21 protein-coding genes and 2 pseudogenes are annotated in these 22,517 nt (G+C 41.0%); 8 read left to right on the top strand and 15 right to left on the bottom strand.

From position 1 onward, the window contains the following. The first annotated feature begins 29 nt into the window (after positions 1 to 29). Positions 30 to 1,088, top strand: a complete 1,059-nt coding sequence (locus QUB80_RS25405) for an Mrp/NBP35 family ATP-binding protein (RefSeq protein WP_289792261.1) — start codon at positions 30 to 32, stop codon at positions 1,086 to 1,088. Here the strand turns inward: QUB80_RS25405 and QUB80_RS25400 are convergent. The 12 genes and pseudogenes from QUB80_RS25400 to QUB80_RS25350 form a co-directional block, all read right to left on the bottom strand. After that, the gene (locus QUB80_RS25400; protein ID WP_289792260.1) at positions 1,060 to 1,734 is read right to left on the bottom strand and encodes an HAD family hydrolase; all 675 of its coding nucleotides are present in this window, start codon (positions 1,732 to 1,734) and stop codon (positions 1,060 to 1,062) included. The genes QUB80_RS25405 and QUB80_RS25400 overlap by 29 nt on opposite strands. A gap of 27 nt (positions 1,735 to 1,761) precedes the next feature. Beyond that, complete coding sequence (locus QUB80_RS25395; protein ID WP_289792259.1) at positions 1,762 to 2,616, bottom strand: ABC transporter permease; 855 nt, start codon at positions 2,614 to 2,616, stop codon at positions 1,762 to 1,764. An 86-nt stretch (positions 2,617 to 2,702) separates the two neighbouring features. Continuing rightward, positions 2,703 to 3,521 (bottom strand): ABC transporter ATP-binding protein, encoded by an 819-nt coding sequence (locus QUB80_RS25390; protein WP_289792258.1) that lies wholly within the window; start codon positions 3,519 to 3,521, stop codon positions 2,703 to 2,705. Continuing rightward, complete coding sequence (locus tag QUB80_RS25385; RefSeq protein WP_289792257.1) at positions 3,496 to 4,578, bottom strand: ABC transporter substrate-binding protein; 1,083 nt, start codon at positions 4,576 to 4,578, stop codon at positions 3,496 to 3,498. Before QUB80_RS25385 ends, QUB80_RS25390 begins: the two co-directional genes overlap by 26 nt. 182 nt (positions 4,579 to 4,760) lie before the next feature. Then, on the bottom strand, positions 4,761 to 5,675 hold the full coding sequence (locus QUB80_RS25380; RefSeq protein WP_289792256.1) for an ABC transporter substrate-binding protein: 915 nt from the start codon (positions 5,673 to 5,675) through the stop codon (positions 4,761 to 4,763). Between the two features lie 350 nt (positions 5,676 to 6,025). Continuing rightward, a pseudogene (folE, locus tag QUB80_RS25375) lies at positions 6,026 to 6,574 on the bottom strand (GTP cyclohydrolase I FolE); the annotation flags it as partial. 117 nt (positions 6,575 to 6,691) lie between these two features. Further along, a complete protein-coding gene (locus QUB80_RS25370; RefSeq protein ID WP_289792255.1) occupies positions 6,692 to 7,672 on the bottom strand; it encodes an aldo/keto reductase in 981 nt (326 codons plus the stop codon). 125 nt (positions 7,673 to 7,797) lie between these two features. After that, complete coding sequence (locus QUB80_RS25365) at positions 7,798 to 8,166, bottom strand: GNAT family N-acetyltransferase (RefSeq protein ID WP_289792254.1); 369 nt, start codon at positions 8,164 to 8,166, stop codon at positions 7,798 to 7,800. 53 nt (positions 8,167 to 8,219) lie between these two features. Then, positions 8,220 to 8,591: a hypothetical protein gene (locus QUB80_RS34945; protein WP_336622346.1), complete on the bottom strand. Its 372-nt coding sequence runs from the start codon at positions 8,589 to 8,591 to the stop codon at positions 8,220 to 8,222. Between the two features lie 32 nt (positions 8,592 to 8,623). After that, the gene (locus tag QUB80_RS25360; protein WP_336622345.1) at positions 8,624 to 9,580 is read right to left on the bottom strand and encodes a tetratricopeptide repeat protein; all 957 of its coding nucleotides are present in this window, start codon (positions 9,578 to 9,580) and stop codon (positions 8,624 to 8,626) included. A gap of 176 nt (positions 9,581 to 9,756) precedes the next feature. Beyond that, positions 9,757 to 11,586, bottom strand: coding sequence for a vanadium-dependent haloperoxidase (locus QUB80_RS25355; RefSeq protein ID WP_289792253.1), 1,830 nt, complete (start codon positions 11,584 to 11,586; stop codon positions 9,757 to 9,759). Between the two features lie 736 nt (positions 11,587 to 12,322). Further along, positions 12,323 to 13,081 (bottom strand): dienelactone hydrolase family protein, encoded by a 759-nt coding sequence (locus QUB80_RS25350; protein ID WP_289792252.1) that lies wholly within the window; start codon positions 13,079 to 13,081, stop codon positions 12,323 to 12,325. A gap of 190 nt (positions 13,082 to 13,271) precedes the next feature. On the opposite strand from QUB80_RS25350, the gene QUB80_RS25345 reads away from it, so the two are divergent. Together QUB80_RS25345 and QUB80_RS25340 are read left to right on the top strand one after the other, a co-directional pair. Further along, positions 13,272 to 14,585, top strand: coding sequence for an MFS transporter (locus tag QUB80_RS25345; RefSeq protein ID WP_289792251.1), 1,314 nt, complete (start codon positions 13,272 to 13,274; stop codon positions 14,583 to 14,585). 155 nt (positions 14,586 to 14,740) lie between these two features. Next, positions 14,741 to 15,079, top strand: a complete 339-nt coding sequence (locus QUB80_RS25340; protein WP_289792250.1) for a VOC family protein — start codon at positions 14,741 to 14,743, stop codon at positions 15,077 to 15,079. Positions 15,080 to 15,153: 74 nt separating this feature from the next. On the opposite strand, the gene cutA is transcribed toward QUB80_RS25340, so the two are convergent. Then, positions 15,154 to 15,486 (bottom strand): divalent-cation tolerance protein CutA, encoded by a 333-nt coding sequence (cutA, locus tag QUB80_RS25335; RefSeq protein WP_289792249.1) that lies wholly within the window; start codon positions 15,484 to 15,486, stop codon positions 15,154 to 15,156. A 317-nt stretch (positions 15,487 to 15,803) separates the two neighbouring features. Between cutA and QUB80_RS25330 the strand changes: the two genes are divergently transcribed. Then, positions 15,804 to 16,226, top strand: coding sequence for a GNAT family acetyltransferase (locus QUB80_RS25330; protein ID WP_289792248.1), 423 nt, complete (start codon positions 15,804 to 15,806; stop codon positions 16,224 to 16,226). Positions 16,227 to 16,379: 153 nt separating this feature from the next. Then, a complete protein-coding gene (locus tag QUB80_RS25325) occupies positions 16,380 to 16,736 on the top strand; it encodes a DOPA 4,5-dioxygenase family protein (protein ID WP_289792247.1) in 357 nt (118 codons plus the stop codon). A gap of 21 nt (positions 16,737 to 16,757) precedes the next feature. Here the strand turns inward: QUB80_RS25325 and QUB80_RS25320 are convergent, their stop codons facing one another. Together QUB80_RS25320 and QUB80_RS25315 are read right to left on the bottom strand one after the other, a co-directional pair. After that, positions 16,758 to 17,978, bottom strand: coding sequence for a glutathione S-transferase family protein (locus QUB80_RS25320; RefSeq protein ID WP_289792246.1), 1,221 nt, complete (start codon positions 17,976 to 17,978; stop codon positions 16,758 to 16,760). A gap of 2 nt (positions 17,979 to 17,980) precedes the next feature. Next, entirely contained in the window at positions 17,981 to 18,637 is a 657-nt protein-coding gene (locus QUB80_RS25315) for a class I SAM-dependent methyltransferase family protein (protein WP_289792245.1), read from the bottom strand. Positions 18,638 to 19,154: 517 nt separating this feature from the next. Here QUB80_RS25315 and QUB80_RS25310 point away from each other — a divergent pair. From QUB80_RS25310 to QUB80_RS25300, 3 genes and pseudogenes are all read left to right on the top strand, one after another. Then, a complete protein-coding gene (locus QUB80_RS25310) occupies positions 19,155 to 19,415 on the top strand; it encodes a hypothetical protein (protein WP_289792244.1) in 261 nt (86 codons plus the stop codon). Positions 19,416 to 19,441: 26 nt separating this feature from the next. Next, positions 19,442 to 19,870, top strand: a pseudogene (locus QUB80_RS25305) (type II toxin-antitoxin system VapC family toxin); the annotation flags it as partial. Between the two features lie 320 nt (positions 19,871 to 20,190). Then, a complete protein-coding gene (locus QUB80_RS25300) occupies positions 20,191 to 22,515 on the top strand; it encodes an FAD/NAD(P)-binding protein (protein ID WP_289792243.1) in 2,325 nt (774 codons plus the stop codon). Positions 22,516 to 22,517 lie beyond the last annotated feature (2 nt).

Genomic DNA, 22,517 nt, shown 5'->3' with positions numbered 1-22,517 from the left:
TTAGCAAGAATATTTTTGTGGAGTTCTGAATGTCTAGCCATCAATCTCCCTTTCAGCACCCAGAAGATAAGGTGCAGCTCAATTCACGTCAGCAAGAAGTCGTCCAAATTCTCAAACAAATCATCGAACCTACCCTCAAAAATGACATCATTAGCTTAGGAATGGTACGAAATTTACGTATAGTTAATGACTATGTTTACCTGCGTTTCTATATTGGTTCCCATCAGCACCAATTACAGGCAGAAATAGAATCTGCATTATCCTCTTTAGCGTGGTGCAAAAAAACTTACATTCAACTCTGTACAATTCCTGGCATTAAAACAACCCTAGCAGTTTCTAGTGGTAAAGGTGGTGTGGGAAAATCCACCACAACCGTGAATATAGCGGCAGCCTTGAGATTGCAAGGTGCAAAAGTCGGTTTGCTGGATGCTGATGTCTACGGTCCAAATGTACCCCAAATGTTGGGATTAGGACAAGCAGATATTCAAGTGATTCATACTCCCGCAGGTGATAAGTTTTTGCCCCTAGAAGCCCAAGGAATAAAAGTGATGTCAGTAGGTTTACTAGCAGAAGCAGATCGTCCTTTGGCATGGCGAGGCCCAGTGTTACACAAAATTATCACTCAATTTCTGCAAGATGTGGAATGGGGCGAATTGGATTATTTATTGATTGATTTACCGCCAGGAACAGGAGATGCTCAAATCACGATTATTCAAGAAAGCCCAATTTGTGGAGTAATTTTGGTAACAACTCCCCAACAGGTGGCGATCGCAGATGTACGACGTAATATCCATATGTTTCGCCAAGGTGGTGTTCCTGTGCTTGGCATCATTGAAAATATGAGCTATTTAATCTGTGGAGATTATGGTTCACGCACACCAATTTTTGGTAGTGGTGGCGGTGAGCAACTTGCAGCAGAATTACAAGCGCCTCTGCTGGGACAAATTCCTATTGATGCTCGTATTTGTCAAGGTGGCGATGTCGGAAGTCCGATTGTAATGAGCGATCGCACCTCACCAGCCAGTCAAGTTTTTACACAAATTGCTGCTGCATTAAATACTACCTTTGCTTGGTATAGCTTTGGATGATGGCAGGGAGCATGGATAAATCCTCAATAATTTCATCAGCTTCAGCTGAATATCCCCAGTAACTATCGCGTTTCCAAACTGTTTTCATGCCAATATTTTTAGCTCCTAACACATCAACTTTTGGATGATCTCCAACAAATACACTCTGTTCTGCTTTTACTCCTAATTTCCGTAATGCTCTAGAAAAAATCTCTGCCTCTGGTTTTCTAACTCCCTCACTCTCAGAAATTAAGATAGCCTCAAAATAATTTTCAATTCCTAATCCTTGTATTGAGTTTTGCTGAAACTTTTCACGACCATTTGTAATAATTCCTAATAAATATCCTGCTTGCTTCAGAGTTTCTAGAGTGGTTTGCAAGTGAGGAAAAGGAACACAATAAAAAATAAATTGATGTTCGTAATCTCGTAGTAAGTCTTGCCAACTTAGTTTTTCAATGGAAAACTCAGATACCAAACTTTGATAAACTTTATCTTTCCAAACATAACCCCGATAATCTAACTCAATGAATCTAGAAATATAATTGTCTTTAGGAATGCCATGCAGTGCAAAGTCAAAGCGATCATATTGAGTAGAAATAAATTGCTTGAGTGAAGTCTCTCGATCAAGTAGAGTTCCATCCAGGTCAAAAAGAATTGCCTTAATCATTAAGCCTTCAGATTCCTACCTATGATTTTATAGCTCCCTCGCGGTTGTTCGCCAACGTAAAATGTGGGCTTCCAGCCGACGAATCGACCAATCCAAGAAAACTCCTATCACTGCTAGAACAACCAAAACCGCCCATGCCCGATCAACATTCAATACACCTTGAGCTGCCATCAATAAAAATCCCAACCCTTTAGTAGAGCCAACGTATTCAGCCACAATTGCTCCCACCAATGCCATGCCCAAACTAGTGCGAATTCCGGCAATTACCCAAGTCATCACTGCTGGGAGTATCACCATCCGCAGAATTTGTAGCCGACTTGCTCCCATAACTTGAAATGCATCTACTAATTCCTGCTCAATACTACTTAGTCCCTGGTAGGTGGTAAAAAAGATAGGAAAAAAGGCGGTTAAGGCTGCCAAAATTACTTTTGAGGTTAAACCGATACCAAACCAGACAATAAAGAAGGGAGCTAAAGCTATTCGGGGAATAGAATTTAAGATTTGAATGTAGGGTAACGTTAATAAAGCACTTTGGCGAGAGTAGGATAGTATAATCCCCAGGCTCACTCCAGCAACGATCGCGACTGCTAATCCTCCCAGTGCTTCTTGAAATGTCACCCACACATGAATCAAAATATCGCCACTGGCTACCAGTTGAATCAGTTCACTAGCAATTCCACTTGGCTTACCTAAAACAGCAGCTTCTAGAAACTTAAAGTGATCGCTCCAACTACCGCTAGCAAGTTCCCAGACAAACAGAACTATGAGCAATGGTAGTATCTGAAGTCCCAATCTAGAAAATTTTGCCAGTCCTTGAATACTAGGTTGTCTAAAAATTTTCTGCCTTTGAGTAGCCTGTTCAATAAGGAGTTTGTTGCTCACTGATACCCTCCCAGTTATGGCGGTTTCAATTCCAGTTGAATCCACCTTGCTCTAGCGAATCTGTTATTTTGTCTATAGTAAGAAAGCTATTGTGCATAAATCCCGACTAGGGATTGGAATAAATCCTGCCATATTTCTCTTTGGAGATTTTGAAACTTGGGATTGGTGCGGATTGTCAAAGCGGAGCGATCGCTTGGCAGTGGTATTGAAAATTCTCGCACTAATCTACCCGGACGCGCCCCCAACAAAAAAACCCTTTGGGAAAGGACAATAGCTTCTTCTAAATCATGAGTAACTAATATAAAAGTACATCCCGTATCCCGCCAGATGCGCAGAAACTCATCTTGCAAGAGTACGCGGGTTTGAGCGTCTAAGCTACTAAGTGGTTCGTCAAGTAACACCACATCTGGCTGATAAATTAATGTCCTAATGAGCAAAACTCGTTGTTGCATTCCGCCTGAAAGTTCACTGGGGTAGCTGTGTTCAAAGCCTTGCAGCCCATACTTTGCTAATAATTCCAAACCTTTATTTCGCCGTTCTATTTTAGGCACACCACGAATTTCTAGAGGTGCAACCACGTTCTCCAAAACTGTACGCCACGGCAGTAAGGTTTGCTTTTGGAACAAATAGCCGAGTACTTGATGGCGGGGACGTCTAATTTCTCCATCGAGTTCTACCCCTGCTCTGCTAATACCTGCCAGTGCGTTCAATAAAGTACTTTTACCACACCCACTAGGGCCGATCAAACTCAAGAATTCTCCTGGTTTTACGGCAAAGCTAATATCTTTGAGAGCTTCAACTCGTTTATGTTTACTCCAATAGGTAATAGAAACGTGCTGTGCTTCCAAAGCGTAAGGACTAGGTGAATTCGACTCACGATTAAGCCCGATTTCCAGCTGCGGCATCGTATACACCCTCTTCATACGGCACTAACTTCGTGACAATCTTAGTGTCTATAAATACTTTCTGGTCAGCTAAATAAGCATTTTTACTAATAGAAGCGTTATCAGGAATGGCTCTTTTGATATCTCTTTTAATACTCTCAGTCAGCACGGGGATAGGAGTTCCTTCGTAGCGCTTGGCAACAGTCTCGGCTACTTCTTCTGGACTGTGAGTATGTAAATATTGCATCGTCTGGTTGACAGCCTCAACCAATTTGGCGATCGCATCTGGTTTCTCTTTCAAAATACGCTCATGGGCAAGCCATGCCCTAGTCATTGCCTCCAAAGCTCCAAAATATTCTTGGTGTACAGATGGCTCTGTAGGATCTACTAAGGTAAAGCCTGCCTGCTCTTGGATCAAGCGTGTCAAATCTGGTGGTGGAGTTACTGCTGCATCAACTTGACCACTCTTAACTAAGGCATAATTTGTACTAGACTCACTGGCAACATATTTGACATCCTTACTTGGATCGAGTCCGTGATGTTGCAGGTACTTTTGAGTCAATGCCCAACTCCAACTGCCAATTGCTCCCACAGAAATGCTTTTACCTTTGAGATCCAAGACTTGTCTAGTAGAGGCTTCTAAATCTTTGCGAACAATTAGCGCTGCATCAACAATATTTCGACGATTAGCAACAACTTTTAGAGGTATGCCTTTGAGACGAGAAAGATAGACGTGCAGTGGAGCCTGAGCACTAAAATCAATTTCTCCTGCTACTAAAGCATCCCGCATCTTTGTGGCACTCTTAAACTGGATAATTTCTGCTTCTAATCCAGCTGCTTTGAAGTAGCCCAGATCATAGGGAATCCAAACATCGATAGAATTGATCCCGGTAACTGCCCCTAACTTAACAGTAGTTTGGCTTTTGACGGCAGGATTTTTACTAGAAGTAGTAGTGGAGGCATTACTATCCTGGTTCTCTAACTTTCCAGTTGAGTTGGAATCCTGACAAGCGATGAGTGTCAAAGCAGTCACAGTTCCCAAAGAAAAATTTTTTAAAAAACGTCGGCGTTTTACCATTGCAACTATCCTTTAGGAAAATATTGAACTAGTGCAGTGGGCGGAAAGAAATATCTAGAGAAAAGGCGGGAGAGATGCGCTTAAGACATCCCTCCCAACTTCAGAGGAGACACAAGGTTTAGTTGCACGAAAGCTGCCAATTTATGAAAGCAAACTTAGTTTGTAACCTAACTTCAGATGGTTCAGGCAGAAACAAGTTGCGTATCAACCACTTGCTCATAAGTCGCGTTTGGAGCAATTAGTTCTCGCTCTACCATCCAGCGATAGGTACTGTCAAATCCTTCTCGACTCAGAGGCTCTGGTGGTAGATAACGTGGCACTTTAATTGCTGCCCGGACTTTGTCTATAGTCTGTGCATCAATGCCATCCTTAACTAGGATATTAACAAGTTGTTCTTTATATTTTTCTGGTTGTTGGTTAATTTTATCTACAGCTTTGGCGACTGCCCGGTAAAAAGCTTCTAATGTTGGTTTATCCAGCTTTTCCCTTCCAACCCAGCCACCACGACCAGGGTATTCTAGAAGAGGACGGAATCCCTTGACTTGTGCCAATGTGCTGTAAGGTTCCATCAAGGAACTAGCTTCTACCTGAGCAGTAAATAATGCTTCCGCCCGCTTGATGGGTGCACCAAAGTGAATCAGCTTGATTTGATTGCGGGGTATACCGTGATTTTCCAAAGCTTCATATGCTGCAAAGTAGGAGCCTGAGTTGAAGTTAACAGCAATTGGTACTCCAGCCAAATCTTTTGGTGTGTTCAATCCAGAGTTTTCTCGCACGTAGATGGTGTGAACCATGCCAACCGTGCGCCGATTACCGATAATTTTTCCAGACTGGAGTTCTACTACACGCTTAATAATGCCCCACTCACAGGCTGAATAAACATCAATATTACCAGCACATAGATTAGTTTCTTTGTAGCTCTTAGTTAGATCCGCAGTGGATTGACGCAGGGCTTCTTCCGTGCGTTCTCCTTCTGTGAACTCAACACTAATACCTTCCTCAGCAAAGAAACCTTCCTGGTGTGCAACTTGCCAAGGCAATACCCAACCGCCTGAGTCAAACAATCTTAAATGAGTCGTGATGGAATTACTACTCATGGTCATTTTGTAAAATTTTGTAATGAGCGTAGGAGAAAATTTAATAAGCTTTGATAGTTGCAATTGCTTAAGCTATGTAGTCAAGTTTTGTTTTCAACTAGAGCTACATTCTTAAGAGCTTTGCTTCGACTAAATTTTCTCTATTGCTAAAATACGGTAAGTTGGTAGGCAAACCGTATTTGTTCCTAAAAGAAAATATCTCATAGTTTTTTGTAAAAAGCAAGCTTATACAATTTCACGGATATTTCTTAAGCATGATGAAAACATTCTTAATGAATGTTAGTCAAATATATTGGAGCTTAGATAGCGCGATCGCATGATTTGCCTATATAAAAGCTGCTATCTTCTACCTAAAACAACTTTGCTTGATGACTAATTAAGTTGAAAAATTCTTCACGAGTTTTTTGCTCTTGAAATACACCTACCATTGCACTAGTAACAGTCCAAGAACCAGGCTTCTGTACTCCCCGCATCACCATACACATATGAGTAGCTTCAATCACAACTGCAACACCCTGTGGTTCGAGAATCGTCTGAATAGCTTCGGCTACTTGTTTGGTTAATCTCTCCTGCACTTGCAAGCGACGGGAATACATTTCGACGATCCGGGCAAGTTTGCTTAATCCCACGACTTTTTGATTGGGGATATAAGCAACATGAGCTTTACCCATGAACGGCAACATATGGTGTTCGCAGAGGCTAAAAACATCAATATCTCGTACTAGTACCATCTCGTTATGACCTTCGTCAAAAATGGCACCGTTAATCAATTCTTCTAGAGATTGGTGATAGCCACTGGTGAGAAATCGCATTGCCTCTGCTACTCGCTTGGGTGTTTTCAAGAGTCCCTCACGATTGGGATCTTCTCCCACGTCTAGCAGTAGTGTTTTGACAGCAGACTCAATTGGCTGTAAATGCGATCGCTCATCATTTAGGGTTGTGGAGCAGAATTGGTAATTAAGCTCGATTGTCATTGGCACTCTAACCTAAAAATATTTTGTGATTACACTAATTTTTTAGCGATGCCCTAAGATGGGATGAGGTTTGTATGGTTCCTCAAGCAACTTGCGTTCTTCCTCCGCAAGCACCAAATCCACAGCTTCAACTGCTTCTTTGAGATGTTCTATCTTACTGGCACCAATGATAGGTGCAGTCACTCCCGGTTGATGCAACAACCAAGCTAGGGCAATTTGCGCTGGTTTAACGCCGCGTTTTTGCGCTAACTCGACTACGCGATCGACTATTTGAAAATCGGAATCATCGTAGTAGAGTTCATGGGCAAATTCATCGGTTTTTGCTCGTAAGGTTTCACCGTAGCCTTGCTTTTGCCGAGTTCCTGCTAATAAGCCCCGCGCTAGGGGACTCCAAGGAATGATCCCAACTCCTTCAGCCAGCGACAAGGGTATAACTTCTCGTTCTTCTTCTCTATAAACTAGGTTGTAGTGATTTTGCATAGATACAAAGCGAGTCCAACCGTGTTTATCGGCTGTATACAAAGCTTTGGCAAACTGCCATGCGTACATACTCGATGCACCTATGTAACGCACCTTACCCAATTTAACTAAATCATGTAGTGCTTCTAGAGTTTCCTCTACAGGTGTTTCGTAGTCCCAGCGGTGAATTTGGTACAAGTCTACGTAATCTGTCTGGAGTCGTTGCAGGGAAGCATCAATGCTATCAAAAATATGTTTGCGAGATAATCCCCGATCGTTGGGGCCATCACCGACTTTATTAAAGACTTTAGTCGCTATAATTACTTGATCTCTTTTTGCAAAATCTTTGAGCGCTCGCCCCAGGATTTCTTCGCTGACACCCAAGGAATAAACATCAGCTGTGTCAAAGAAGTTAATCCCCAACTCTAAAGCAAGTTTGATAAACGGGCGGCTCTCTTGTTCTTCTAGTACCCATTCTCGCCACCGACGAGAGCCATAAGTCATTGTGCCTAGAGCAAGGCGTGATAATTTTAGTCCGGTTTTGCCAAGGTTGATATATTTCATGTGGTTAACCTGAGCTAATTTCTAAGGTGGTTAATAATACTTGTTATGATTAGTAGGTGAACATAATTACTCTTTTTCCAGTGCAATCTATAGTTATTTAAAAAACTGCCAAGCCTATAAATTATTTACGATAATTCTATTGAAAAGTGATGACTTGTAATATTCATACGCTGCATCAGATAAAATCTATGATCTGTAAATCGCTGTACTCCGGAATCAAGACTCAAATGTTGACACTGATGATTTTGAGCATATTCTATTAACCACTGGAATAAATTTTGACCATAACCCTGTGACTGATTCAACTCATCAACAACCAAGTCATCAATGTACAAAAATTTTCCTGATGCCAAACAAGTAGAAACACGAAATCCCGCCACTGCTAAAACTTGCTCTTGTATTTGCAAGAAGGCAAGTTTATATCCTTCTTTCATCTGATGCCGAACTTGTTCCACGAATTCAGTCTTTTGAAGATGCAGACGTAACTGGGACATAACAGGGAAACATCCTAAAATTTGAGAATCAGACTCTGCCAATTGTACTAACATCAAGTAATTAAGTTATTAAATTTCCTCACACTACGTCCTAGTTCTCTATAGACATAAGCTAATTCCCGTTGAATGATTGGGATGTTGCTTCGCTTGACATGACGCTTTTCAATAATACCCAGTGCTTTGCGATACTCTTGACTACGAATCAACGCATAAAGATAGGCTTGCTCAAATAAATCTCTTTGGGCATGGCTACCACCTGCTTGTTGTAAACTTGGCAGTACCAATTCTAATTGAGCGATCGCAATCTGCAATTCCCCCTGAGCATGAGCTATCATCCCACGAGCAGCAGGTAAAATCACCTCTAACCAGGTTGCTTGTACATAGGACAGTGTTTTACGAGCGTATACTTGCATACTCTCTAACATCTGTGCTGCCCAATCATCTTTACCAGCACGTACTAATGCATAGATATAATGCTATAATGCAAATCCATAAAACCAAGGACGTGTTCATGCAATCTTGGCTGGAGGTAAGCGGCTATTTCTTGCCAGCGCGAACCTACATCTACGCCTCTCAATTCCAAGCGCAGCAGTAGCGAGATCGCATTAACTTGTTCACGTCCATTATCTTTTCTGGCACGTCCCCAGATGTGAGTGTCATAAATTTCTAATACTTTAGTAATGTCCTCAGCATCAAGATGATACAGAGCGGTGTGCCACCAAAGATGGCTGTAAAAAGCTGGGTTGCTACTTTCCCAAGTGTCGCAGACACTCTCCATCCAAGCAATTCCGTCTTTTAAACGCCCTTGAGTTTCTAAAACATGAGCTACGGCGTGGTGCGCCCAACGGTTATCGCGTTTCATTTCGGTTGCCCGTCGCCCTGCTTCTTCTGCCTCTGATAGGCGATGACATTCTTCTAAGCCAAAAGCAAGCATTCCGTATATATATGGATTATCGCGATTGGCTGGTAAAACTTTTTCTGCAATCCGCAGCATTCCCTCACTGTCACCGCAATTTCTGTAGTGGTACTGGCAGATATGTACAGAGATTAAATCACGAGGAAAAGATTCGGCGATCGCTTCATGATGAGCGATCGCACTCTGGGTATCACGCTTTATCCAAGCATCAATGGCAGCTAGATAGAGTTGTTCGCGTTCGTTGGCGTCAGCAAGATGTGTTTTAGCAGCGTTAAGATAATTTACTGCCTGGGCGAAAGTATCGCTAGTGCCGGAAAACAGATAAAAAGCTGCTGCATAAATATTGGCAAGAGTAGAGACTGGATCTGCTTCAACGGCTTTTAGGCTCACCTCAGCATTGTTGCCAACGCTCAATAATTGCTCGCAAAAGCCATTAATCGCATTTAGAGCCTCTAATGAGTTAGTACTAACAGCCAGATCTTGAGAGTCTTTTAACATCGCTGTTTCCAAACGATTGCGTCGCTACATTTATTTCTGTCTTTTATCTTTAAAATACGGTAACTCTATCGAGTTACCGTAATGAGTAGCCGCAAGTAAGACTTTCGCACAAATAGCACTCCCATTGCAAGCACTTTTCTGTAATTTTTAGTTTTGACAAATATTACTTAATAGCTTCAAACGGTTATCTGTGTGCCATCAAACTTGGTAAACGTGAAGCCATTAAATTTTTCGTTGTAACCCAGTCTTTCGTCTCTGAGGATGCTAATGGCAACTTCTTCTCCTAACGCCAAGCCAGCAGCACCATCCGAACGCCAATGGATACCGCCATGACCGCGTCCAATATAATAGTTAGTTGCCAGCTTGTTCAATTCACCACCGACTGTAAGTGGTGCTCCACTGTAGGGAATTACTTTTGTGGGATCGTTGGGATCGGGTACTACAGGATCGGGAATGATAAAGTTCTCATCAAAAAAGGCTTTCAAAAGGGTAGCTTGTACACCAGCAATGGAGGCAGCACCACCAACATAGGAAGGATGAAAAGGTGCGCCTTCAGGGTAGGCATGGGGTAACAGATAGGTGCCAAAGGTGCTAAAAGTTTGAGCTAAAGCTGTGGAATTTAGAACTTCTGAATTAATCGGATAGTCAGTTTTATTGACAAGGTTATTGTAGATTAACCCACCATACGCTTCCGGTCGTAAACGCCGATGTACATAAAACTTTTGCCAGTAACCAACTCTAATGGCTCGTGAAGGAGCTAGGTTAAGTAAAGCTTGAAAATGTGCTGGTGCAAACGTAGCAGCAGAACCTAGTTGAGTCTTCGAGTTGAGATAGGGATTACCTGGGTTTAAGGGTGCTCTAATTCCACCACTGAGAGTCAAGAAGGCTCCAAAGAACAAAGCCCCACCGATATGTGCTAATTCACTTAAATCCCGAACAGTGGATACAAAACGACGTGTTGGATCGTATTTAATAGACTTACCAGAACTGCCTCCATTCTGAACAGTTAGCCATTCTTCGTAATTAGTGAGGAAGTCATTTTCCTTACCAGCAAGAGCAGTACGAATTAGGGGTGAAATAACCTGGGTATTGTAAGGAATCTCCCGTAACAGAAACTGTGAAATATAAGGCCCTTCTGTCACTCCAGGTGGGATAATATGTTTTGCTGTTCTACCTGAAGAATCGCTTTCATCAACATAGATGACACTACCGCGAAATAGGGTTTGGGGAGTAACACTACCATTCTGTTTTGGCCCTTTGAAAGCTGAAAGGTTATTTAGTTCTGCGATCGCTGCCGAGACTTTCGGATCGTCCTCAAATCTATGAAAAGGTACATCTCTCAATAAAGCCTGCCAGTAGAGTTCAACCGCCTCTACTGCTTGTTCTGGGCTATCTAGAGTGGGCGCTGGTGGAATTCCCACCTGAGATGCATTGATCCCTTCTAAGCTAATTGCCAATGGGCCTTGAGGGTTGACTAGTTTCCTCGCCCCACCCAGGATAATATTTTCATAGTCATCCGGGTTCTGTGTTGTCAGTGCTCTAATCAAAGAATCATAGGCTTTAAGATCAACTTCGCCTCGCTGGTTGTGCGGTAGTCCCCTAGTGTCAGTGGCGATTTTATTGGAGTAGCGTTCTTCATCACCGTTAGTTGGATGTGGTGGAATCTCAATCTGTTGATTGGCTCGCGCTGCTTCCAGACGCACTTGAAAGGATTTCTGGCGAAACTGAACATAATTGAACTGTCTAACAGGATTTCCAGCTTGAGCAATTTCTTGTGCCTGGACAATGCCTTTTTTCTTAGAGAAAGAAGAACCCACCACCCCTGCAACAACGCTAGTAACAGTAAAGATACCAGCATGACCGAGAAATGAGCGTCTCGTAACGCCGCTGCCTAACAAAAATCTGCCACGCTTCCTTCCTTTACCACGAAATTGAAGATTTGTTGTTTCGTTTTGTACTTGTGTATCTTCTTGAGAAGCTCGATGAGAATTGTGATCGGGTTGCATGAGATTATCTCCATAATTAGAAAGTGAAATATCAGAATTGCACCACAAAAGGGTAGGTTCTCTGTAACTAATCCGTCAGCACAGATGCAAACCAATCTCCGGCAAGAGTAGTTCCAAGATTAGGAAACTTACCCAATACCTGCGTTAAAGTATTGCTAGTAAAGGAAAACAGTCAAAAAAAAGCACGTAAACTACTATCTATGCATATACCGACTAGGACTCTTGAACTGAGAATTTAAGTTCAGAAGCACTACTTGAAACACCTTTTAGAAAGCTTCCTTAAAATACTCCTAACCTGGCATATGCAGTTCAAAGTTGAGAGCGATCTGCTTATGCTTAGAGAATAAAGTACTTTAAATCGATTAGTTTACCGTATTTGATGCTAAGATAGAATCTTACACAAATATATTTCAAAAGCAAGAGTTGTTATAAAATTACATAAACTTTAGATTCAGAGATATTTAGAAGCTATTCTTCTGACAATATTTTTGTCTAGTTTTAGTAACATCAAAAAAGTCACCAGTCATATTCAAGCTAATGACTAATGACTAGGAAAACAGTTGTATTGCTAACTAAACCCACAATTACTACATTCCAATACAGTTCATTGAAGCTTGCAGGCTCAAACTTGAGGGGATTGGAACCAAGTCTGCATTTGCAGGCTTTATCTGTATAACCGCACCTTAAAAGTGTAGGCGATCATTAACTGAACCGTATTACACTATATGCAAAAGATTTAGACTGTCTGAAGCTGGTTGTTAAATAATTCCTTTACTTTGCTCCAAGCGTCAGCAGCAGCTTCTGGATTGTAACTACCACGATGATTGCAGAAAAAACCATGCTCGGCAGGATAGCGGAAGACTTGGTAAGGAATTTGGTATTTTTTTAACTCTGCTTCAATTTGCTCTGTTTGTTCTTGAGGAATTCCTGCATCTTGAGTACCGAAGAAGGCGTAAACAGTACCCTTGATATCTGGGGTACGGGTAATGGTGGGCGCACCACCACCAGGAGTTGAGTTAACAATACCACCACCATAGAAAGATGCTATAGCCTTAATTTCTGGAAGTGTTCCAGCCAAGTATACAACGTGTCCGCCAAAGCAAAAACCAATAGAAGCGATCGCATCACCATTCACGTTTGGCAAAGTTTTCAGATAGGTAATAGTCGCTTGAATATCACTCAAGATTTCATCTGCTTTGGTTTGTTCTTTATATTTTCTGCCAATCTGGATATCTTCAGGGGTGTATCCAGCCTCGAAACCAGGAGCAAGGCGCTGAAAAATTGCAGGTGCTATAGCTACATACCCTTCATTAGCTAATCTTTCTGTCACTTCCCGGATGTGAATGTTCACTCCAAAAATTTCCTGGATCACAATTACTGCTGGAAAAGTTCCTTGAGCCATAGGTTCTGCTAGATAAGCATCTATTTGCAAATCGCCGTTAGGAATTTTGACATGAGCAGTGCGAATTGCTGCATCTGTTGCTGTGTTAGTCATATTCGTGATAATTGGGATTTTTTAGGATATTCCTTAAATTATACTACAGTATATCTACCGATTAACCGTATTTTAGATATTTGATTATCTTGACATTCTCATTGCTATATATTTAGTATATCTAAATATATGTAAACCTAAGTTTTAGTGTAATTAAATAAGTAAAATTTATAATTTCCCGAAAGTACAAATGCAACAAAGTAATAAACAAGGTTCTGCAAAAGACAAGCATCTGTTTAGTTTTTTTCAGATTCCACCAGCTCTAAAATCCCCAAATGTTTGTTGTTTCGTAATAGGAGAAAGTGTATCTTTTTTTGGCTCTTGGATGACTCAAATTGCCTTGGTATGGATGGTATATCAATTAACTAATTCAGCCATGTTAGTTGGCGTAGCTGGATTTACTAATCAAGCTACAGGTTTAATTATTACTCCTTTGGTGGGTGTGTTACTGGATCGCTGGAATCTACGATATGTTTTACTAACTACTCAGCTAGTCTCTATTTTACTATCCTCCACTCTAACTTTTCTAACTCTTAGCAATCACATCAGCTTTGTATGGATTATTATCATCGGTATACTTCAGGGAACAGTCAAAGCTTTTGATTTACCAGCACGTCTTGTCACTATTCCCCGACTTGTGGATAACAAAGCAGATACTTATAGTGCCATTTCCATACATTCATTTTTAATTAATACGGCTAAGTTTGTTAGCCCAATGATTGGAGGTTTACTAATTGCTAAAACTGGAACTGCTTCGTGTTTTTTAGTAGATAGTGTCAGCTATATACCATTTATTTTGGCTATCTTAACTACTCAAATTAATTCATTACCTAATAAGTCTCGCACTAAAAAAGATAATATTTGGAAAAATTTAAAAGAAGGTTTTGTATTTGCATATAACTTTTTGCCAATAAAATATGTTTTCATTTTGCAAATTGTAATTTGCTTTATGGCAATGACTTATATAAATTTAATACCCATTTTTGCTAAAAATATATTAAATGGTAATGCTGAGACGATGGGATTTCTCATGACAGCCTCAGCACTTGGTTCTATAGTAGCAGGTCTTTATCTAATTCTTCGTAAAGAAGCTACAGGCTTAGGAAAAATAATAGCTCGTTCTGCCATGAGTCTTGGTTTAGGTTTAATACTTTTTTCTCGTTCAGCAAGTTTAGAAATTTGCCTAGTTTTGATTTTTATTGTTGGAATGGCTAATACTCTCACTCTTGCTGCAATTAGTAATTTTATTCAATTAATTCTTGTTGATGAAAATAAAAGAGGTAGAGTTACAAGTATATTTACAACAGGTTTTTTGGGAATACTACCTTTTGGGAATTTATTTTTTGGTGGACTAACAGGTCAAGTTGGAGTTGCTAATGCTTTACTATTTGGTGGTATCTGTTGCTTTATAGGAGCTTGTTTTTTTGCTAGAAAACTACCTAAAATTAAAAATATATTATATCCTATATATTTAGATATGGGCTTGCTCCCACAAGTTAAATAAAATATGAGTTTATCTTTTATATTATTAAAGCAATTTATATTCTCATCTAGTGCTCATTTACTTAAATGAATAGCAAGAATGAACCTATTATTTATCGTGTCAGTATTGATAGCATTCCGTCTTTGTTTTTGAAAAAGACTTGACAACAGAAAATAGTGCCAAAAATCTCATTAAAACTGGAGATAGTAATTATGTGGTTGAATAGGATTGATCATATTCAAGTAACATCTTCCCCGGAAGCAGAAGATGCAATGCTATTTTTCTATAGCAAAGTTTTGGGACTTACTGAAATAGATAAGCCTGAAACAATTAAAGATAATGGAGGGGCTTGGTATGTTTTAGGAGATATGCAAATTCATGTCAGTATAGAAAAAAATCCTGATAACGCAACATCTAGACGACATATTTGTTATTCGGTACATGATTTAGAGGCTTTCCAAGAACACTTACAAAAGTATCAAGTGGAAATATTCCTGATAAACAACCTATACTAGAACGGGAACGTTTCTTTCTTCGCGATCCTGCTGGAAATCGGATCGAAATTATTTTTAATTAAAATCTGTTCCTGCTATTTGACGTATGTTCTTGCTAATGGACGTATGGGAACTTCAGCATTCAGCCATTCCAAAAAGTTGTGATTAATTTCTGTAGGTGAAATTTCTGCAACAAAGTTAGTGTAGCTAATGTACTGGTTAATTACCTTTTCAATCTCATCCCGATACCCTGACTGAGTTTTCACAATTAACACCACCTCTGGTTCTTCTTTAATTTCTCCTTGCCAAATGTAAGCGCAGGTAATCGGAAACCAATTAACACAAACGGCTAGTTTTTGCTCTAACAAAGCACGTCCAATTTGACGCACTTCATCTGAATTATTCAAGGTAATGTAGTAGAGTTTCATATATAAGCAAGAAAGTAAATTTTATCAATAATGTTTCCGATTACAGTGCTGACACTACTATAGTGATTCATGTAAAAATAGGAAAATTATCATGTGCTTTTAGCATAAACATAACTATCGGCAACATTAAAATTTAAAATATGGCGATCGTTCTGTTACAAAAGTTCTATTAGTATCCCCACATTCTTTATTTTTATATCTTTATTTTAAATATACACTAAATTGATAAATTTTTAGTAATAAATTAATTAGAGTATTACATAAGTTGTATAAGCAAAGCAAGTAGTTTGATTTAAAAAGATAGCCCAATTGTAATAATGAAAAATATCAACATAGTAGTTAGACCATATCAAGAGCAAGATGAAGAACAAGTGATTGAGTTGTGGCACAACTGCGGATTAGTAGTACCTTGGAATCACCCTAGAAAGGATATTTGGCTCAAATTGCAGGTACAACCAGAATTGTTCCTCATTGGTCTGGTTGAAACTCAAGTTATTGCTACCATTATGGCAGGATATGAAGGTCATCGTGGTTGGCTTAACTACTTAGCCATAGCTCCAGAATATCAACGTCAAGGAATCGGTCAATATATGGTTGAGCAAGTAATCACCAAATTAAAGGCAATGAATTGCCCAAAAATTAACTTACAGATACGTACGTTTAATACTAGTGTTATTAAGTTTTACGAGTGCCTTGGTTTCAAAATTGATGATGTTGTTAGTATGGGCAAGCGTTTGTGAAGTGATGGTGCAACGCACCCGTCTTCTTGCGATCGCACTTGATAAAATTTGAACACAAGAATTCTCCTTCTATGCTTACATGGTAGGCTCGAAATCTTACTTAAAATGCAAGTATTCCTAATCCAAAACTGATATTAAGTGGAGTTATAAGTGATGCAAGATGACACTGTTAAAATCACTGGTTTTCACGCCCATATTTACTTCGATACTACAACTCGTGAGGCGGCTGCACATATACGCGAAGGATTAGGCGCTGATTTTAATGTACAACTTGGACGCTGGCATGAACAGCCCATCGGTCCCCATCCAAAAGCAATGTATCAAGTTGCATTTTCTCCAGAGCAGTTTGGTAAGGTTGTTCCTTGGTTAATGCTCAATCGTGAGGGATTAGATATTCTTATCCACCCGACAACTGGTGATGATGTAGCAGATCATACAGACCATTCTCTTTGGCTAGGAAAGAAGCTAGAGTTAAATATCGAGTTTCTACGACAGGTGAGAGCAACTTGACAAAGCCAAAAGGGGCGATCGCTAATAAACAGATGCCAACACCTTATCTGCTGCCACTCGGAATGCAGTTGCAGCACCAGCACTCATATCCCGTGGCGCACAGATGCGATTTCTCACATAGGCAAGCGTAATTGCTCCCACAGCAGCGACGGTTGGATCGAGACTATCCTTACCACCTGTTCGTCCACCTGGTAAAGCTGCGCCATTGCCATTAATAAGATAATCTGCCAGTAGCCTCAGATGAAACTCAACAGCTTCTTGAACTGCTGAAATGTTGCCATCTACTGCCAAAGCTTGCACTCCAGAATTTTTGAGAATATCTGCGATCGCAACTTCTCGATTATCGCTCAGTCTCTCAGCTGCTTCCGCTCTAAATTGAATTTTCTCGCTATCTACTGGATCGAGGGGCAAAGAATTACCAATTGGTTCCACACCCCATCTACGACGTAGGAGTAAATTGTTGGTGATATGATCCGATTTGACTCTATGATAGGTAGGACGTTGATTAAGCGCTTCAAACCAAGCATTGATGCGAGAGAAGCGTGGATTTCCCTTGATGTGATATCCCCGGTATACAGGTAAATTAGCTGCCAATCTATCTAGATGGGGGCTATACATGATATCTACAAGACTAAAACTTGAGAGAAAATAAGACCCAGGATATTTACTTAAAGCTTGCTCTAGCTCATCTAGTTTAGTTTCAAATGCTGCTTGTAAATTTGCCAATTCATGAGCATCTGTGGGTATTTCTCTTAAAAATTTGTAGGCAATATCCCTAAAACCGTTAGTTTCTGCCTCTTCAACCCATTGTCTGGCAACAGCGTTTTCCTCTGAATTTTCAGGAAGTAGTGAAGGAGTAGTAAATCTTTCTTCTAAAGCCAAGAGAATATCTTTAGATTCGTACACCAACTTCCCCTCAATTTTTGCAGCCGGAACAAGGGTTGTGGGAACTAAATCGGTATACCATTTAGGCTTGTTACTCAAATCGATAAACTCTGTCTCAAATGGAATCTCTTTTTCTTCTAGAGCAAACCAAACTCGCTCGCAGAAAGGACACCAAGAGTTAGTATCTCGGTACAGAAGAACTGGGGGCGCTGTATTTGGGGGAAGTTTATGGAGACTGCTGGGGATTGGTGCAGTAGAAGGAGATTGCCCCAATCTCCGCACCCTACGCGCAGAAGTATTTTTTCGAGCCGTATCTAACAGTTCTTCCCAACTAGATAGTGTGCCTTGAATAGACATTTTTACCTCGCATTAATTGGAATCCCGGAAAACACGAATAACTGTTGCTCCTTGGGTGCAGGTGAATTTTCATTCCTATAACGATGAATACCTACACCCATATCTCCTGTAGAAGTGAGTTTAAAATTCACTTCCTCAAATCCAGATTCATGCAAAACTTTACGCACACTCTCGGAGTAGGGAATACCATTAGAATGTCCGCGAGTCCAAATAATAAAAGTTCCTTGTTTACTCAGAAAACTTAGGTTCTCCAGCAAGCGACGGAGTTCAGCTTCATCAGCGAGATTGCCAAAGACACCACAGACAATCACAATATCTGCTGGTACTGCCCCTATATAGTTAGCGGCGATCGTTGCATCACCATTGATAAACTCAATTTGGTTTGCCAAACCCAGATATTCTATAGTTACTCGTCCACGTTCAACAAGATTTGAGTTTAGCTCAACTAATCGTGCATAGACATCTTTTGTACGAGGGTGATTTTCTAAGGTTCCTAGTAAATCTCGCCCATCACCCGCGCAAACACTTACTATCCGGATAGCTCCAGCTGGGGACTCATTCAAGCTATAAGCAATATATTCCCGCACGATTTCTAGACGCTGTTGCAATTTTGGCTCAGTGTTGTAGAGGTCGTGCCATTCATACCAATCCTTTGGCATAGGGGGTAATTCCCGTTTTATGCACAATGTGTATTTATAAACTACGGTTAATTTATCGATTAACTGTAGTTTATAGATAGAGGTAGGTTAGCATAGAAGTTCATCCTAGATCAAGTCTTATTTCTTAACTAGTTTTTGTTGGTAACTAGAGAACAGGCATGTAGCATAAAATGCTTTAGGTGAGGAATCGAAGTTTGGAAGTAATTACAACATAGTTAGGACTTACGCAAAATTCCTCTAAAACCCTCTTTTCTCCGTGTTCTCTGCGTCTCTGCGGTTAATTCTTCCGTTACTGATACATAAGTTCTGATAGTTAATCGTTCTAGATACAACAATAAATTCTACGAATTAACGGCAATATTGTGAATTTTGCCTAAGCGATCGCGCTGACGAATCAATCAATTTCTGAGGATGCAGTTGCGTTAAATACAAGTATTAAATTCATCTTGACGATCGCTTTAATAACTCTAGGATTGTAAAATTAAGAAGTCGAAACTATCAAGGTAGTGAGGTGCTAATGACATATCCAGAACTGCGCCAGAAGATTGAACAGCAACTAGCTCAACTACCACCCGATCAGCTTACCTTGGTTAGTGAATTTCTAGATTCTCTTCAAAACAAAGGGAGTAGTAGCGATCGCTCACTTCGTCGGTTAGCTCCGATTAAACGAGGAAGTAAAGCCGTAGATTTGTTGAAGTTCGCAGGAACATGGCAAGGCAACGATTTAGAAGAGTGTCTCCAATTTGTTCGTGAAACCCGCTCCAAAGCTCAATTTTAATATCCTAATTCCATGTACTTTTAGATACTAACCATTGCAGCTACATCATCAATAATACTCCTAGCGTTATTACCGCATTACGTTCACGCTCTGCCAATGAAATCGGCATTAGCATCATTACGTATGGTGAACTGCTGTACATGACAGAAAAATCCGAACGCAAAGCTCAAAATCTTGTAGCAGTCGAAAATTTCTTGGCCAGTGTGGATTTATACTTCATTGATGAAGAAACGGCTATTCTTTACAGTCAACTCAAAACATCTGTTTTTAATAAGTTTGCACCCAAGGAAAAAAGTAAACGTCGAAGTACAAGTGTTAGAGATTTAGGATTTGATGACCATGACCTTTGGATTGCAGCAACAGTAGTCCAGCATAATCTGATCCTTGTATCTGCTGACAGTGATTTTATCAGAATTCAGCAAGCTCATTCTTTTTCCCTAGAATCTTGGCTGTAACTGCATATGAGTACAAGGAGACGAACAAATTAATTATGAATCTCACACCAACGGATCAATTTTTCAGGGATGCGATCGCTCACTGCCTCGGTTAGCTCCGATTAAACAAGGAAGTAAACCGGAAAAAAGGAACTATTACTGTGCAATCCAAAACTACGGTTAATTTATCAATTAAATGTATTTAATGCCTGAAAGCAGGGTATTATAGGAATTTATATAAAATAAAGTCTTAATTCTTTTAGCTGGGTTGGAAATACGTTTAGTCCCGGTAGATAGACTTTATGAAATAGGCGTAACTATTGATTCTAACTAAGACCGCCATGAACCCTAGTTTTTTGACTGCCCATACTCCAACCACGATCGCTATTGTTGGCGGAGGCTTTAGTGGTTCTCTAGTCGCTACCCACCTATTGAAAACTGCAAGCCAACCCCTCACCATCAAGCTGATTGAGCGCAGTCAGCAAATTGGTAAGGGAATTGCCTACAGCACAGATACTAACTGTCATTTGCTGAATGTATCGGCAGGCAATATGAGTGCATTTGCTCGCGATCCGGGACATCTGCTGCGTTGGCTTCAGTATAACCGCGATGAGTTAGCAGCATTTTTTCCGGAAGAAGTCAATGCTAGTACGTTCATACCTCGTAAGGTCTATGGTTTATACATTCAATCGGTTTTGGCAGAAGCAGAAGCAACAGCACCTAGTGATGTCCGACTAGAACGCTTAACCGATGAAGTGGTAGGGATACAGCCTGAAGGAAAAGGCACGATGATCTCTCTGCGTAGTGGTCGCTGTTTTGCCGCAGACAGAGTCGTGTTGGCATTGGGAAACTCACCCTGTACACCTCCCGCAATTCCCAATACAGACAGTAATAATGAAACTTATCTACGCAATGCTTGGTCAGCCGATGCCCTAGCAGATCTTGATGCTGATGCACCTGTGTTGCTAATTGGTACGGGACTGACGATGGTAGATATGGTTTTATCTCTCCACGATCACCAACATCGAGGCAAAATTTATGCCGTATCTCGACGAGGGTTGTTCCCCCAAAAACATCAAGCGGCTCAACCTTATCCCAGCTTCTTGACTCCAGAAACCTCACCAAAAACAGTGCGCGAATGGTTGCGTCGGCTACGTACTGAAGTGGAAGTTGCAGCTGCCCAAGGCTACGACTGGCGAGCGGTAATTGATTCTCTGCGTCCTATCACTAAGCAAATCTGGCAAAAACTACCGACTGTGGAACAGCAGCGTTTTTTACGTCATGTGACACCCTATTGGGATATGCATCGTCACCGCATTGCCCAACAAGTAGCAGATGTAGTCACCCAAATGCTGGACTCTGGGCAACTCATCATTTCTGCCGGGCGAATTCGGGAATATCAAGCTTTGCCTGACGGTGTGGCAGTGACTGTGTACCAGCGCAAAACCCAGGCTAATACTATCTTGCATGTCCGCCGGATAGTGAACTGTACAGGTGTAGCAGCAGATTATCGCCGATCACCTCATCCCCTGATTGCCAATTTGCGATCGCAGGGATTAATTCGCCCCAATGCGATCGGCTTAGGACTAGATACAGATGCCCGCGGTGCTATATATGCAGCAGACGGTCAAGTTTCAACGCTGCTTTATACCTTGGGAACTCCGCGTAAAGGTGACTTGTGGGAAACTATTGCTGTTCCAGAATTACGGCTACAAGCACAGGAATTATCCAAGACTTTGTTGCAGTCACTGCCAGTGCGTGTACGTCCAATTCCGACTATGCCTTTGTTAAATCAGGAAACAGGCGATCGCACTTCAGAGATACTCCAGTCAACCTTACTATTTCGTCAATTTTTTGACCCTGAAAGCAGTAGCTACACTTACCTGATTGCCGATGGAAAGACAGGAGATGCGGTTCTAGTCGATCCTGTATTAGAGCAAGTAGACCGCGATTTGCAATCATTAGATGACCTGGGATTAAAGCTACGCTACTGTCTGGAAACTCACCTTCATGCCGATCACATCACAGGGGCAGGCAAACTCAGGCAAAAAACAGGCTGTCAGGTGATTGTTCCCCAGAACACTGCTGTCACGAAAGCCGATCGCTCCCTTGTCGGTGGGGAAATCCTCGAAGTGGGATCTGTAATCATCGAAGCAATTTTCACACCCGGCCACACCGCCAGTCACATAGCATATTTAGTGAACAAAACCCATCTGTTAACTGGGGATGCCTTATTTATTCGTGGTTGTGGACGCACAGATTTTCAGGGAGGCGATCCTGGAACTCTATACGATGTAGTAACGCAACGCTTGTTCACCTTGCTAGACGATACCTTGGTGTATCCCGCCCATGACTACAAAGGACGTACAGTTTCCACCATTGGCGAAGAAAAGCGCCTCAATCCAAGATTTAGCGATCGCGGAGCGACTCGGAACGAGTATCGCAGCCGCAGTCAATTCATTACCATCATGAATAATCTCAAATTGAGCTATCCCCAAAAGATGAATGCTGCTGTACCGGCGAATGAATACTGTGGTGATTTTATTCCTCAAGAAAGTTTAGATCAGGCTACAAGTCCAGCAACAGATGAAGAACAAAAACAAATAGAACGCACTGTCATGACTAATACAGAAATTTATAATGATTACTTTGCTATGTATATTTAGAC

This window comes from Chlorogloeopsis sp. ULAP01 (assembly GCF_030381805.1).
GTDB lineage: Bacteria > Cyanobacteriota > Cyanobacteriia > Cyanobacteriales > Nostocaceae > Chlorogloeopsis.
This window is presented reverse-complemented; position numbering and strand designations above follow the sequence as displayed.